Genomic DNA, 14,937 nt, shown 5'->3' on the forward strand with positions numbered 1-14,937 from the left:
TCAACCAACTCCTGTTCTTAAATGTTGCTCTGTATCGTCACTTGGAATCGTAATCCGGACCGTCGTTCCGAGCCCCTCCTCGCTCTGAACGGCAAGCCCGTAAGCTCTGCCATATCGCAGCTGTAAGCGTTCATGAACGTTGCGCAGACCGATTCCCCGCCCTTCCGCTGCCTGCGGCTGCTCCTCCTCCAACGCTCGGCGCAGCCGCACTAGCGCTGCCGGCGGCATGCCCAGTCCGTCATCCGCTACGGAGAAGATATGATGATCCCCCTCGCGTTCATGGGTAATCGTCAGATGCAGGACGGCTTTCGTTTCATCAAAGCCATGATTCACGGCATTCTCAATGATGGGCTGGAACAGCAGCTTCATGACCCGGATGGAATGAACGGCTTCCTCTTCCGGCAGCGAGAGCACGAAACGATCTCCATATCGGTAATTCAGCAGCTCAATATAGGCTTTAATATGTGCCCACTCCTGCCTCGCTTCGACGATTTCGCTGCCGGCGTGAATGCTGTACCGCAGCTGCTGTCCCAGCAGCTGAACCATTTCTCCTACCTCGGCATCATCATGAAGCACGGCCGTCATCCGGATCGTCTCGAGCGTATTGTAAATAAAATGCGGGTTGATCTGGTGCTGCAGGCTCTCCAGCTGAGCTTCCTTCTTCCTCGCTTCCATCGCGTAGATATCGTCGATCAGCTGCTTGATCCGGGCCATCATGCGGTTGAAGGAAATCCCGATCAAACCCGCTTCATCCCGCCTGCGGACCGGAAATACGACATCCAGGTTGCCGGTCTGCACCTGCTTCATATGCTGGACAATGGATCTCAGCGGCCGCATCAGCGCATAGATAAGGACGAGCGAGATCATGAGCGCAAATCCGGTGACGCCTACGGCGGCGGCAATGGTGATCCGGCGGGTATCGAAGGCCTCCTTCATCAGCGGCTGCTCCGGTACCGTTATCAGGATCAGCCATCCCGTCTTCTCGGATTTCTTGTACACGACGAGCTGAGGCTCGCCCTCAATCGTCATGCGGAAGCTCCCCTCCCTTCCGGTAACCTGGGCCAGGGCCGCATGCTCGTTCATGCTGCGCGCCAAGTATTTTTTCTCGCTGTCGTAAATGACGGTTCCGTTATCATCCAAAATAAAGGTCTTTCCGCGGGTCGTATCCTCGAGGTCGGTCACGATATTCTCGATCACGCCGATGTTTGCATCGACCGCAATCGTCCCGATGGAGTGATATGACTTGTCGATGATGTCGCGGACGACCGTGAACATATACTGCTTGCTTCCGGCAGGAACCGCAATCTCCTGCGTGCTGACCAGCACGGGCCGGCCGTTCGCCGCGGTGGCGAGCTTTCTCCAGCCCTCGTAATACTGCTGCAGATTCGAGCGGCTGCCGCCGCTTTTGACCACGAAATACGGGTTGCCGTAAAGATCGAACAGATATACGTTGCTGGTACCTTCCTTGATATTGTTCATAAAATAAATGCTGCGCTCGACCTTCCGCGTAATCTGCAGCTTGACCTCGCTCTCGTTCGGGCGGTCCGCTGCCTTAGACGGGCCTCCCTCTTCGTAATACCGGTTCGACATGTCCAGCCCTGATTGAATTTCATTCAAATACGAAGGGATAATGGAAATCTTCATCATGTCATTCACGTAATCGTCCAGCTTGCCCATCATCTTGCTCGACAGCTGGGAGACATAGGCCACGGTATTCTTTTCGATCGAAGCCGTATAACGCTCCGCCGCAAAATACGTGATGAGCCCCATCGGCAGCATGATCAGAAATAAAAATACGACAGACAGCTTGCGGTCCAGCCGGCCGGCCGGCCGCTCTCTCCATAGCTGCGCAATACGGCGGAAGCCTGTCACATCAGTCAACCTTCCTTGCATAAGCTGTTGAATTCCGGATGACGAAGTCCCCGGCCAGCAGTATTTTCTCCAGCGGGCTGTCCGGCTGCTCCACGCGTCTTAGCAAGCTCTCCACCGCCCGCTGGCCGAGCGCCTCCTTATGCACATGGATCGTGCTTAACGACGGGGACGAGCTCGCCGCATCCTCGATGTTATCGAAGCCGGTAACCGAGCATTGCTCCGGTACCGCTACATCCATTCTTCCGAGTACGGTCATGACGCAAATGGCAATGGAGTCGTTCGCGCATACGAAGGCCGTCGGCAGCTCATCCATCCTCCCCAAAATTCCTTCCAGCGCCTCGGTCAACTCGGATCGGTTCTCGCCCTCAAGACGAAGCAGCTCCTCGTTCTGGCCGAGCGGTATCCCCTGCTCTTCCAGAATGGCCCGATATCCCTGATAGCGGTCCGCGAAGCTCCTCGAGAAGTGGATGTTGCCGACGAACTGCAGCTTCCGGTGGCCGCAGCCGATCAGGTAGCTGGCTGTCCTGCGGATACATTCCACATTATTCATGAACAGCGCATCCGACGGGATCAGCGGGTCTTCATGGTCAATGAGCACGAACGGAATGCCGAGGCTGCGGATCTCAAGCAGCAGCTGCGACGAGATGAAGCCCACGCCGATGATGCCCTTGACGCCGGCGGGATTGATGAGATTGGCGAAGCTGTCCTTGAACTGGTCGGTCACGATCACCATCCCCATATCTCTGCGCTCAAGCTCGCTCGTTATTCCGTCGATGATGCGCCCCCAATACATCGAGTCGCGGGTCTGATAGCGGACGTTCGGGACGAGCACGATGACGGTTTCGCGCGCAGCCGTCTGCCCGCCCGCCGCCTCGCTCTTCCGGCTTCCGTTTTTTGGCGCTTTATTCGCGAAATACCCGAGCTGCGTCGCCACGCTCACAATTCGCTCCCGCGTTTCCAGACTAACGCCGGGCTTTCCTGAAAGCGCTTTAGAAACCGCGAACTTCGAAAGGCCGAGATGATCGGCAATTTGCTGCATCGTTACTTTGCCTGCCATGTGAACAGCACATCCTTTTTCTATCATCATTATGTTAGTTTGTTGTTATCATAACATCATAATAATTAGGAAAACAATCGTGATTTTTATCTTTTGCCTTGCGGTAGAGAACTTGCGGTAGTGAATGTGAGGTCGAGAACTTGCAATTGAGCCTACAGTGAAGTTCTTGTAGTGGAGCTAAGCAAAATAAAAACGGCGCAGGAATGACTCCCGTGCCGTCTTGTTTCCCGCCGCTATTCGGCGGGTAAATGATTGAACGAATCGGCCATTACCAGCCGGATGCTTGGTATTACCGGCTTGTCGCTTGCCGAATAACCGGCAGCAGACCGTCTGCGATCCGCTGAAAGCCCAGATCCGTCGGATGAACGCCGTCCACCATCGCCTCGCCCGGATCGTCGCCGAGCAGATCCGACCCGTCCACGAACACAATATGCCGGTCCCCGGCCTTATTCCGCTCCGCGACAAGCTCCGACTGGAATTTCAGCCTGGCGAGCCGCCCTTCCCGGATCTCCGGCTTGAAGGACTCCGCTCCATGCGGAATCCGCGATACGAGAATGATCGGCACATCCGGATGGGCTTCCCGGTACGTCTTGATGAAGCCCGGCAAGGTACGCCGGTACTCCTCGGTTCCTCCGCAGTTCGCTTCATAATCGATAACGAAGCATGCCGGATCCGAAATCTGCGAGGCAAGCATTGCCAGCTCCGGCTCGCCTTTTCCGTTGCCGGAAAAGCCAAGGTTTATAAACTCCAGATGGATATGCCTGCTAAGGATATTCGGATAGGACATGCCGGGCCGTGACGCACACCCGCCCTGGGTGATGGAAGTGCCGTACAGGATCACCTTTTTGCTTGAATCATACGGTTCCGGTGCCCACACCTTCGCACCTGGTTCCAATCCGATCCACAGCTCTCGTACGCCCTGATATAGCGGCATATTCAGCATGAAGGAGCGCTCCTCGGCGTCCTCGCAGGTGAACAGGCTGCTCTCGTATTCTTCCTGACCGGGCTTGAAGCTTGCCGTTCCCGCGTGAATCCAGCGCCCGGGGCCTCCGATATAGGCATCCATGCCGCACTCCCCGGTCGGCGGCATATGATACATACCGGAGCCTGACGTTAAGCGGACGCGAACCGATACGGTGCGCGAATCGGTTCGGAACCGGATCTGGCCGCCCGAGGTGCAGTTCGACAAAGCATCCACTTCCGGGCGGACCGGTACGTCCGGCACCGCCGGCAATCTCCGGTACAGGCGCTCGGCCTGAAACCAGCCGAATCCGGCTACGAGAAACGGGGCCACCAGCGGGGAATGCCACTGCAGGCGGTCCGAGAGCGGGCCGCCGATGCTCATATTGCGGTCCAATTGATACAGAGGGCTGGATGTTAGCTTCTCGCTATCACTTCCCATGCTGTTTACCCCCTGTCCCAGGCGGTGACCAGCTCTTCTTTGCGTTCCTTCAGCAGCTCTTCCTTATCGTCCCGATAGAACAGATTGTAGGTATCGAACGGGATCATCCGCCCGTCAGGATGGACGATGTGAACGCATGATTTTTTGACCGAGCGGACATCGAAGTTATGGGCATCGAGGAACTGCATGATAATGACGCGGAACACATTATCATAGGTAATTTGCTCCGGCACAGCCGCCAAAGGAAGGCAGCAAAGCAGGCTCTTCAAGGACAGCGCCGAGGACTGCGGGGAATGTCCGGTAGAGAGCAGCTCGAACATTTTGCCGCGAATGACCGGATCCTGCTCAAATACGATCGTATTGCTGTCGCCCTCAAGCAGAATGTTCGGATCGATCATGCCTGTCAGAGGCAGCACCTCCCCGCCCAGCTTGAGCGCATAGCCCATCGCCAGGCAATCCGGGTGGCAAGGCACCGGCAGAATGTCGGCCTCCTGGAACACTCCGGACTGATCGATGATCATCCTGCGCACTTCGCTAACCGTAAGCCGATCCGTCGACGGGTCATAGCCTTCCAGACGACCTGCCGCCTGAATCGGCTGAATCGTCACGCCTCGCACCGCCCGCTGCTTCATCCCATACTGGATAATGTCGCCGATCTCGCCGTCATTGAGCCCTTTCTTCAGCGTAACCACGAGCGTAGTGGAGATATTAAATTCGTTTAAGCGATCGATGGCCTGCTGGCGGATACGTCTCAGATCGGCCCCTCTCAGCTCCTTCAATACATGGGCTTCAAAGCTGTCGAACTGCAAATAGATCTCGAATCCGGGCATATATTCCGACAACCGCCGGGCAAAATCGGCATCTTGAGCAATACGGATGCCGTTGGTGTTCACCATGATGTGTTTGATAGGACGGCTCTTGCACATATCCAGGATTTCGAAGAAATTCGGGTGCGTCGTCGGTTCCCCGCCGCTGATCTGCACGATATCCGGCTCGCCTTCGTTCTCGACGATCCGGTCGAGCATGAACTCGATCTGTTCAAGCGACCGGTAAGAGGTACGGTGCGGCGATGATTCCGCGAAGCAGATCGGACACTGCAGATTGCAGTGGTCCGTAATCTCGAGGAGGGTCAAGCAGCTGTGCTGCTCATGATCGGGGCATAGACCGCAGTCGTAGGGACAGCCGTAACGTATCGGCGTGTTCCACTTAAGCGGCATTTCGGAGGGCTTAATAAACTTCCGGGTCTGGTGATAGTAATCGACCTCCGTTGAGATCAGCACTTTCTCCGGGCCGTGAACAAGGCAGCGCTTGACCATATAGATCTTGCCGTTCTCCTCAATGATTTTGGCTTCGACTTTACGGTAACAGGTCGTGCAAATGCTATTCGTCAGTTCATGATACAGATAAGGCCGGTTCGGCATAATGTAACGCTCCTTTATCTTGATCAGCTTGGAAGATGGGACTCCGGGATCGATCGGCGAAGCTTGCTCTTGCCGCCGATGAGCCAGGCGTAGTAGATCAGGCCGGCAATGCAGGCCAGCTGGATATTGTTCAGCCCCAGGTAGGGGTGAGGCGTCGGCTTGATCCATTCGACCCCTAAACGGAACAGCAGGTACCCGGCCATGAACCATTGGAACATCCGGCCCGATACATAACCTTCACCGGGGGATTGGCTGCGGCTCTGACGGTACAGCGGGATAAGCAGCAGTGCCAGGACGATCAGAAAAACAATCTCATACAGCTGAGTCGGATGGCGAAGGACTCCATCGCCGAAATCCACGCCCGTCACCCAGGACGTCGCCGTGCCGTACGTATGGTCGTCCAGACCGGTCAGAAAGCAGCCGATCCGTCCCAGCCCCATGCCCAGGATAAGCGGGTATACGAAATCATCGCCGGTAGAATGCTTCCAGCCCACCCAGCGTTTCGTCAGCTCCACCCCGATTAGGCCCCCTAGGAGACCCCCAACAATCGTTTTCCCGCCCCACAGCAAATGGAACTGGCTCAGCTGCTCCCACGTGGCGGCCGGATCCTCCAGCCAAAACAGCAGCTTGGACCCTATGGCCGCGCCCGCGATCGTCCCTGCCAAAATTTGCAGGCTCATCAGCTTGGACATGCCGCTGGGCCGCCGGGTCCACAAATAGACTCGAAAGCCGATAAAGTAGGCCAGTGCTTCAAACAGCACATGCGGATGAATCCGCCAGGAACCTAGGTATATATAAACGGGAAATTCCATCTGCCCACTCCTTGATTTACAAACTTAACGCATAAGATTCATTGCCTAATAGGAAAACAGCATGGCGCCGCAAATCGCAAGCAGCAGCACCGCCAATCCGCCGAGAATGGCAAGCAGGGACACAATGACGCTCCAAAACGCGCTCTTGGGCCGGGGCGGCGTATGCGGAGCATAGCCGATCTCGCCGCAGCGGTAGCGGCAGCAGCCGTTGTCCAGGTTATAGCAGTCCTTGCAGATCGGTTTCCCGCAGCGCCTGCATTGACCGATGGCCGGCGCTTCCGGATGGTTCATGCAGCGGTAAACGTCCATCCTTTCACCTCACTTGGAATTTCTATCCTTGTATTTTCTTATTGTAACCGCTGCCGGGTCGGTTGGCTACGGTTCGGTATCGGGAGCGTCTGCGAATGCGGGCCGGACATAAGGAAAGCAAGCCCTTGGACCAGCATTCTAAAAAGGTCCGAGGGCTTGCCATCCGCTCGTTCATGTTCTATATCAAAACGGATTCCATGCATGGAATGGAATGCTAAGGTGCAGGCTGTGCCGCTGCTTTTACTTTAAATCCTCCCACCGTGCCCACATCTCCTGCGGGTTCAGCTCGTACACGCCATTGTCCCGGTACATGAAGTGATGCATGATGAATTCCCGGCGAATCGTCGCAAAGTCCTCATGGAATCCGGCGATGAACTCGTTGATCTCCTTCTCGCTGTACTTTCGTCCATTTTCCAGCATGGATACGATATGCGTCAGCACGATGAGCTTCTTCTTCAGCTGTGCCGGAATGCTCTTCAGCTTCCCGTCTTGTGTAAAGAAGTTCTTGATCACCGATTCCCGCAGCTGCTGATCCGCATCCGGGATGCGCTCGGCTGTGCGCTCCGGGTTCAGGCGCTGGTAGATTAAATTCTCCGTTGCCGACGCGCTGTTCTTAATGAAATAATGATTGAGCGAAAAATAAATCGTGTTCTTGTCCCGGCGCTCTTTAATGAGGCTCGCTTCCCGCAGCTTGGCGGCATGATGCGTAATCGTTGCCGGCGTAACGCCGATCTTCTCCGCAAGGACCTGCCCGTTCAATTCCCCTTCGGCGAGCAGGATGAGGATTTTAATCCGCGTTGGATCCGCAAGTGCTTTGTGATAGTTGACCACTTTATCCAGTTGCATTGTCCGGGTCCCTCCAATCGGTCCATTTAATCACCATCTAATTTAATGTTCATCTAATCAAATATTAAACGAATGGCGCGGAAAAGTAAACCAGCATGGGCACAACGTACGTACACCTCAGCTGGCTTACCATTGGTCTGCTGGAGGTCTACACCATCGGCAGCGTTATCCTGTCAAAATGAAAAGACCATCCCCTTGAATAAGGAATGGACTTTTTGATGGATGCCTCTTATTAGAAAGGCGGCTCACTCCCACCATCCGGCGCCTTGCACCGAACCCCTCTAGATTACGGCAGCGTCCACCCTGGCCGGGTCGGCGTTCTGGCATCGCTTGCATACCTTGAGCGCCGTGCCGTCCGATTTGTTCGCGGTATAGAGCAGCTTGATGCGCTTCGTGCTGCATACCGGACATGTGCCGCGGCCCCGGGAAGGCGTGTTCCACAGGGCTCGGCCCCGTTTCGTTTTAGCCATGTTTCATATCTCCTTTAGTTTGATATCTCTCTCTTGTTTCAGCGAACCTGTACACGAGCAGCCCCCTTGATGCGTTTATCCCATGTTATGAGAATCCATATCCTTAGGGATACAAGCCGCTATGCATGTTCAACTCCATTATAGAGGCCAACTTGATGCAAAATATAGGGAATAAACGCCTCTAAACCTTTTTTACATATATCGCTTCGAGGTTCGAGCTTCACCTAATCTTGATATCGAATGTATGCTGCAAGCTTCGGGATATGGATCCGGAATTTTGCTGTCCTGCTATATGTCATGAACATGACAGGCGGGTTATGCCTTTGCATCTCCAGGATAAAAAACCGAGCGAAACGATGGCTTCCCCACGTCTCACTCGGTTCGTTGTTTCTATAACCCGACCCGCCTTAATCTTCGTCGTCTTCTTCCTCAATCTTCAAGATTCTCCCCGATTTCGCGAGGACCTCGACTTCGAACAGCCGGTTCCCGGATGTCAGGATAAATATTTCATATACCAACACGCCGTGCTCCAGCTCCATATCGACATGCACAATTTGACCCGGAACGCGGGCCAGTGCAATTTCTTGGGCTTGCTGCATTGAAACTCTCTGCCTGGTCATGGGTCCTGGAGCATGGTAGTAGTTTCCGTACATCAAAGAATAACTCCCTTCATCATAAGATCCGCTCCTGTACCATATGAAAAAGGCCGGCTGTTGGTGCGTCTTCATCTACCGGCCGTCATTTCATTTTCCCTCTACCTTGAGGCTTCCTTGCAGCACGGCACGGTGAATTGGCGCCATGATTGTGCCTTTCTCTGTTCCTTCCCATAGCTTCCGGCTCCGCTTATGTGTTAAAGTACACGATGGAAGGATTTGGGACATTATCCGAGGGAGGGACCTAATGCGCAATCACGGAACTGATTTTTATGACAACGACGCGAACTTCGAGAAGTATATGCAGCGCCGTCAATGGCAGGAGAACGCTAACGATACCTTAGAGAAGCCCGTCATTATGGAGCTGCTGGGGGATATTTCGGATCGTCATATACTGGATCTGGGGTGCGGGGATGCCGGATTTGGCGTGGAATTGTTGAAAAAAGGTTGTGCAGCCTACGTGGGAATCGAGGGTTCCCGCAAAATGGCGGAGGCCTCGGAGAGCAATCTAACCGGTTTCAACAACGGGACCGTTCAGCACATGAGGATGGAGGATTATGCGTATCCGCGTGATACCTATGATGTGGTAATCTCCAGGCTCGCCATTCATTATCTACAAGATATCGAGAGCGTCTTTCGAGGCATTCATCAGACCCTTAAGCCCGGCGGAAAATTCATCTTCTCCATTGAGCATCCGGTCATTACCTCTACCCTTCAGCCGTCCGGGATAAGGACGAATTGGGTCGTGGACAACTACTTCATCGAGGGGTACCGGGAGCAGCAGTGGCTTGGGGGAACGGTCCATAAATATCATCGCACGGTGGAGGATTATTTTATGGCACTTACGGAAGCAGGCTTTCGCGTGGCGTCCCTTCGCGAATCAAAGCCGGTTCGCGAGCATTTCCTAACCGAGGAGACGTATGAACGCCGGCGGCGGATTCCGCTGTTTTTGTTCTTGGAGGGGGTTAAGAACGGGTAAGGCTTCATTGCGTTGATGACCACGAAAAGTCTGGCATTAGATGTTCAATCATGTGTTCCAATGAACGACTCAGGACTTCATTCGTCCTATGATAATCCGTGAAATAATAACGGCCGTTTCCATGGTGATATTCCAGGAAACGGCCGCAATTCAATGCTGTTCAATTCATTCATTTCATATTTATTCATTTCAATGCAATACAATAAAATAAAATGCAATGCGATATAATACAATGCGATACATGTAGTACGATACATGCAATACGATACATAATACGGATACATGCAGTACGGTACATGCAATACGGCACAATGCAATACGGCACAATGCAATACGGCACAATGCAATGCAAAGCAACGTAATCCAATGTAATCCATGTAAGTCCGATGATACCAGTATACGCGTTAATCCTTGTACGGATCGAATTCATCTGCACCCGCCATGCAGACGCCGATCGGCTTCAGCACATGCAGTACCTCAATCGTCCCGGCGTGCGCATCCAGAACGTCCTGGAGCTTGCGGTACACAAACGGGCTTTCGTCCGTACCGGCGCCGCGCAGCTCCACGCCAAATTCCTTAACTGCCGCCAGCATCTGTGCTGTCGAGATTTGTCCGCCGCTGCGGGTCCGGGTCTTCCAGTTCATTCGGCCGGCCGCCTGCGTCCGGCTCATGATGCGTCCTGCCCCATGTACGGTGCTGTAGCAAGCGTCCCGGTTTTCCTCCGAATCCTTGCCCCGAACGATCACGGATATATCACCCATGCTGCCGCCGATAAACCCGGTCTGCCCCGGTGCCGACGGCGTGGCTCCCTTCCGCACGACAATGGCTTCTCTCCCGTCATGCGTCTCCTTCCAAGCATAATTGTGATGATTATGCACCTCGAAGTCGGCTTCGGCCCCGAGCATCGACAGCACCTGCCCGATGACGTAATCCCGTCCGGCATAGGCGTAACGGCCCGCAAGCTTCATCGCCCGATAATACATATCGCCAAGCTCGCTGTCCAGGTCGAACAGCACCGGCGGTTGGTCCATCGATTCCCCCGGGGCATTTGCCAGAAAATCGCGTCCGGCACTCAGATTGAGGAAGCCGCTCGCCGTTTTATGTCCAAAGCCCCGGCTGCCGAAGTGATTGGCGACCCACAGCCGTCCCGTCTCCTGCTCCTCAAACAGATCGACGAAATGGTTGCCGCTGCCGACCGTGCCAAGCTGGCTCCGGGCCAGCGCCAGCAGCTTGTCGTGCTCCTTCTTCCCGATCGAGCGGTACACGTCCCAGTCCGGATCATCAAACAGCTCATGATCGACCCGCGTGTTGTTGACGCGCCCGATCCCGAAGGAAATGCTGCGCGCGATGTCGTCCATTATGCGTCCCAGCATCGGCTTGATGTCCTTCGCATGCAGGTTCGTCCGTACCGCCTTGTTCCCGCAGGCAATATCGTAGCCTACGCCCGAGGGTGAGATCTGGCCGTCGTATACAACGACGCCTCCGATCGGCTGACTGTACCCTTTATGATGGTCGGCCATGAGCAAGGTCCGGATGACATTGCCGGTTTCGGCGCATCTGCGCGCTTGGGCCACCGCGCTTTCATCCGGCTTTCCCCACACCCGTACACCGTCGATGTTTTGATATCCCATTTTCCGTTCACTCCAGTATTTTAAAAAATGATTGCCTTCTGTTCTAATGCTTCCCCTAAAGGTTACACGTATGAGTGCTCGTTAGGCGTATTTCTCTACGCGTTTCTTAGGAGCTGACTCCTTAAGAGTGATCTTGAGGAGTTCTCTTCAAAAGTTCTCCTCATTCTCAAGAGTCCTCCTTAGGAGTTTTTTCCTTGGGAGTTCCTTGGGAGTTCCTTGGGAGGTTCCTTAGGAGTTCTTCCAAGGCGTTTTTCTTGGAGCCAGCCTCAAGCGTTCTTTTCATGACCCCACCTTAAGAGCTCCCATAAACAACTTACTTATGCTTCTCCCTGCGTTGCCTGTTTGTTTGAAATTCCAATCTCCTCCAAAAGGGAGCGAATGCGTTCCCGGACCGATTCATCCGGGTCAACCGCCAACACCTGAACCAGCACTTCGGACAGCCGTGCTTTCCAAGAAGCTACCGTCCATGCCTCCAGCGCGGTAAGCGCCATATGCCGGTTATTCACCACCGGGCTGTTTAGGCCGGCTGCGATCAGCTCAAGGCCGATCCCTTCATGACGGTCCAGGTTCTGAAGGATGCTGCTAAGGCACCGGTGTGCCGCAAATTCCTCGCCGAACCCCATCTCCTCGCCCGGGCCCGAGGCAATCTCCGCGAGCGGCAGCCGCTGCCCGGCGAAGTCGACAAGCTCCCGGATTCGCATGGAATCGTTGGATTTCATCAGCTCCAAATAGTGCGAATCTAGCAGCGGGTTCACCGTAAGCTGAGCAAATAGCTCCTGCCAGATATCAACGCCCAGCCTGCGGGCAGCGGACACCCCGTACCATTGCTCCGTGGGACTTCCGCTCTTGACCGCTCCCATGACGACTTCTTGCCACATCGGCTTCGATAGGATGCGTTCGCAAGTGCCGGCAGCGGCTTGTCTCCGCTCCTCGGTCCATCCCGCGGTTAACCGCTGCACCCAGCCTTCATCCGAAGCGTCCAGATATTCACGGAGCTTCAGAATGACCGTCAGATGCTTCGCCGTCCGCCCCTGCTCCTCCGCGAGCCGCACGTAGTCCGTTACAACCTGCGGGGCGAACTCGTAATCGTCGATATCCTCGGCGGGTCCGCCATGGAGCAGCGCCTGAATGATATCAGTCGCGCCTTCAAACAGCTCGTCATCGACGCGGCTTGCCGAGAGCGCTTCATGAAGCTCGCCGTTCCGTGCGCAAATGCAAGCCAGGTATTCATCCATGATGCTGTTTGGGCAGCCGTAACGAAGCAGCCACGCCCGAATTTCCGGTGTATCGGGCTGCAGCCGTTCGACTGTATGGATTTTTCCCCAGCCATGGACCGTCTGGGCCAATTCAAACAACACGTCATTGCTGTTTTCCATCCCGTTCGTGATCGCTACGGCGGCATACAGTGTAAATTCTTCATGCCTTCCCAGCGTCAGGAGCAGGTCCTTCGCCGCTTCGTTTCGGAACAACCCGAGCACGGCCATGCCGAATTTGACGACATTGCGGTGTGCCCCGCATTCCGCAAACCATTTAGCTTCGTAAAACAGCGGCTCCGGCTCGATGCCGGGAGCTTGCCGAATCTCCTCCAGCACGGCATCGATGCTGCCGCCGATATCCAGCTTCATCAGCTGTTCGTATACGGCCTTACGCTTCAACGCCCCAGGCTTTCTCGTCAGCTTTACCAGCAGGCGGATCAGCTCCCGGACATCCTCCGAAGCGCCGGCTGGTGCCGCATGGTGCCCAAGCGCGCCATCCAATCCTCCGGCCACCCAACGCATTCGGCTTCCCGCCCAGAATTCCTCATCATCCGGCAGGGAGCCGTCCACCGTGCCGCCCTGCTGCCGAATATGATCGTATATAGAGGTCCTCCCCTCCCAAGGCATCCGTTTCGCTTGATTAAACAAAATGACCATCGCACTCATCCTTCTCCCATCCTTCATATACTACCGACCGGAACAGATCGTCAAGCTTCGCATCGATGCCGACTTCGTCCCTTTCGGCCGTCCGCATGTCCTTCGCGATCCGCTCGTATTCGGCTAATTTGGTCTCAATATATTCATTGATCACGGCGATTTTAGGCTCATCTTTCATTTCATCCCCGGCGATTTTGCGGGCGAGCAGCTCCTGAACGGCCGTCTTCAGCCCGCTCCCTTCGGGAATCAATGCATCCGCCAACCGCTGGAACTCCATAGGCGGCATCGCGCCATGCTTCTCGATCCACTCGCAAGCCAGGATCGGACGAAGCACGTAGAAATATTTTTTGATCTTGACGGTATCGCCTTGGAGGTAGGTCCGGTAGTTCCCTCTGGCCATATGCAAGTAATGATGCATGCACGCTCTAGGCGAAAACATCTGCGACGCGTGCTCCCGGATTCGCGAAGCGGCCGAGTAGCATTCCAAATACCGGATTGGCGACTGCAGCCATTCGAGCAGCGGCGGGTTTGATTTGCGGAAGAGACGGAGCGCTTTTTTCAAATCCCACCCGTTGATGTCCAGCCTATCGCTGATCGGTCGTTCAATCACGTCCCGCTTGTCGAATATGGATAAGTACCACTCAACCGGCCGGATATATAGAAAACGCACGTCATAATCGCTGTCCCGGGAAGGAAAGCCCCACGCCCGGCTGCCCGACTCGCACGCATATAGAATCCGGACGCCCTCCTCCCGTTCAATGCGCTTCAGTTCTTCGAGGATCGTTTGCTTGATCTGCGACATGTTGAATTCCTCCTTTGGGGGTCTATTGGTGCGGTCGCATCACTTCGGATGCCGGAAGCGTCATCGTCCACTAAACGTGGGGCCGAAAACCAAAATTGGTGTCTGTCAGCACCCCGCATGCGGATCAATCCTTTGTTCGTCGCCTATCAGCACTCCGCATGCGGATCATGTCTCCAATCTCTGTTGTCCTCTAATTTTTGGAATGATCTTCACAGTTGTTAAAATTAGAGGACAAAGGAGAACGCTAGCGCTTTTCCGACCTGATTCCGCCTGCTCCGTTGAAGCAGGTTTTTGAGAGCTAACTCACGTAGTACAACTCACTCGTGCGCTGGCAGCGCTCGCTCGCGCTCCGAAGGCCCCTTTTAGGGACTTGCTCGCCACTGCCCGTCTCGTTCACGCTCCACAAGTCCCTTTTGAGGACTTGCTCGCCACTGCCCGGCTCGTTCACGCTCCACAAGTCCTTTTTAGGGACTTGCTCGCCACTGCCCGTCTCGTTTGCGCTCCGCAAGTCCCTTTACGGGACTTGTTTGCCTCGGCCGGGCTCGTTCGCGCTACACAAGTCCCTCTTTGGGACTTGTTTGCTCCGGCAGCGCTCGTTCGCGCTCCGCAAGTCCCTTTTCGGGACTTGTTTGCTCCTGGCGCGCTCGTTTGCGCTCCACAAGTCCCTTTTGGGGACTTGCTCGCCACTGTCCGGCTCGTTCACGCTCCACAAGTCCTTTTTAGGGACTCGGTTATCTTTGTTGCCTCTATCTTCGCGCATTCCGGGGGTA

13 protein-coding genes are annotated in these 14,937 nt (G+C 55.0%); 1 reads left to right on the top strand and 12 read right to left on the bottom strand.

All coding sequences use genetic code 11. The features are described 5' to 3' along the window. The 9 genes from NSQ46_RS24770 to NSQ46_RS24810 form a co-directional block, all read right to left on the bottom strand. Complete coding sequence (locus NSQ46_RS24770; RefSeq protein WP_342575098.1) at positions 1–1,872, bottom strand: sensor histidine kinase; 1,872 nt, start codon at positions 1,870–1,872, stop codon at positions 1–3. 1 nt (position 1,873) lies between these two features. Beyond that, positions 1,874–2,929 carry a LacI family DNA-binding transcriptional regulator gene (locus NSQ46_RS24775; protein WP_028405442.1) on the bottom strand — a complete coding sequence of 352 codons (1,056 nt, stop codon included), beginning with the start codon at positions 2,927–2,929 and terminating at the stop codon, positions 1,874–1,876. Positions 2,930–3,218: 289 nt separating this feature from the next. Next, a complete protein-coding gene (locus tag NSQ46_RS24780; RefSeq protein ID WP_342575099.1) occupies positions 3,219–4,331 on the bottom strand; it encodes an SGNH/GDSL hydrolase family protein in 1,113 nt (370 codons plus the stop codon). 5 nt (positions 4,332–4,336) lie between these two features. After that, the gene (locus NSQ46_RS24785) at positions 4,337–5,752 is read right to left on the bottom strand and encodes a radical SAM protein (protein ID WP_007131202.1); all 1,416 of its coding nucleotides are present in this window, start codon (positions 5,750–5,752) and stop codon (positions 4,337–4,339) included. A gap of 23 nt (positions 5,753–5,775) precedes the next feature. After that, positions 5,776–6,564: a prolipoprotein diacylglyceryl transferase family protein gene (locus NSQ46_RS24790; protein WP_028405443.1), complete on the bottom strand. Its 789-nt coding sequence runs from the start codon at positions 6,562–6,564 to the stop codon at positions 5,776–5,778. A gap of 45 nt (positions 6,565–6,609) precedes the next feature. After that, positions 6,610–6,873, bottom strand: coding sequence for a B-box zinc finger protein (locus tag NSQ46_RS24795; RefSeq protein ID WP_007131200.1), 264 nt, complete (start codon positions 6,871–6,873; stop codon positions 6,610–6,612). A 240-nt stretch (positions 6,874–7,113) separates the two neighbouring features. Continuing rightward, positions 7,114–7,719: a metalloregulator ArsR/SmtB family transcription factor gene (locus NSQ46_RS24800; protein WP_028405445.1), complete on the bottom strand. Its 606-nt coding sequence runs from the start codon at positions 7,717–7,719 to the stop codon at positions 7,114–7,116. Positions 7,720–8,000: 281 nt separating this feature from the next. Then, entirely contained in the window at positions 8,001–8,189 is a 189-nt protein-coding gene (locus NSQ46_RS24805; RefSeq protein ID WP_007131198.1) for a hypothetical protein, read from the bottom strand. A gap of 407 nt (positions 8,190–8,596) precedes the next feature. Then, a complete protein-coding gene (locus tag NSQ46_RS24810; RefSeq protein ID WP_007131197.1) occupies positions 8,597–8,842 on the bottom strand; it encodes a PepSY domain-containing protein in 246 nt (81 codons plus the stop codon). Positions 8,843–9,089: 247 nt separating this feature from the next. Here NSQ46_RS24810 and NSQ46_RS24815 point away from each other — a divergent pair, with 247 nt between their 5' ends. After that, positions 9,090–9,821 carry a class I SAM-dependent methyltransferase gene (locus NSQ46_RS24815; RefSeq protein WP_144868969.1) on the top strand — a complete coding sequence of 244 codons (732 nt, stop codon included), beginning with the start codon at positions 9,090–9,092 and terminating at the stop codon, positions 9,819–9,821. 404 nt (positions 9,822–10,225) lie between these two features. Here the strand turns inward: NSQ46_RS24815 and NSQ46_RS24820 are convergent, their stop codons facing one another. The 3 genes from NSQ46_RS24820 to NSQ46_RS24830 form a co-directional block, all read right to left on the bottom strand. Continuing rightward, positions 10,226–11,452, bottom strand: a complete 1,227-nt coding sequence (locus NSQ46_RS24820; protein ID WP_340901478.1) for an RtcB family protein — start codon at positions 11,450–11,452, stop codon at positions 10,226–10,228. 317 nt (positions 11,453–11,769) lie between these two features. Next, on the bottom strand, positions 11,770–13,374 hold the full coding sequence (locus NSQ46_RS24825; RefSeq protein ID WP_245256135.1) for a limonene hydroxylase: 1,605 nt from the start codon (positions 13,372–13,374) through the stop codon (positions 11,770–11,772). Continuing rightward, the gene (locus NSQ46_RS24830) at positions 13,349–14,167 is read right to left on the bottom strand and encodes a nucleotidyltransferase domain-containing protein (RefSeq protein WP_007131193.1); all 819 of its coding nucleotides are present in this window, start codon (positions 14,165–14,167) and stop codon (positions 13,349–13,351) included. The genes NSQ46_RS24825 and NSQ46_RS24830 overlap by 26 nt, the downstream gene beginning before the upstream one ends. Positions 14,168–14,937: the final 770 nt, after the last annotated feature.

Source organism: Paenibacillus sp. FSL M8-0142, from assembly GCF_038597315.1.
GTDB classification, from domain to species: Bacteria; Bacillota; Bacilli; order Paenibacillales; family Paenibacillaceae; genus Paenibacillus_AQ; species Paenibacillus_AQ lactis.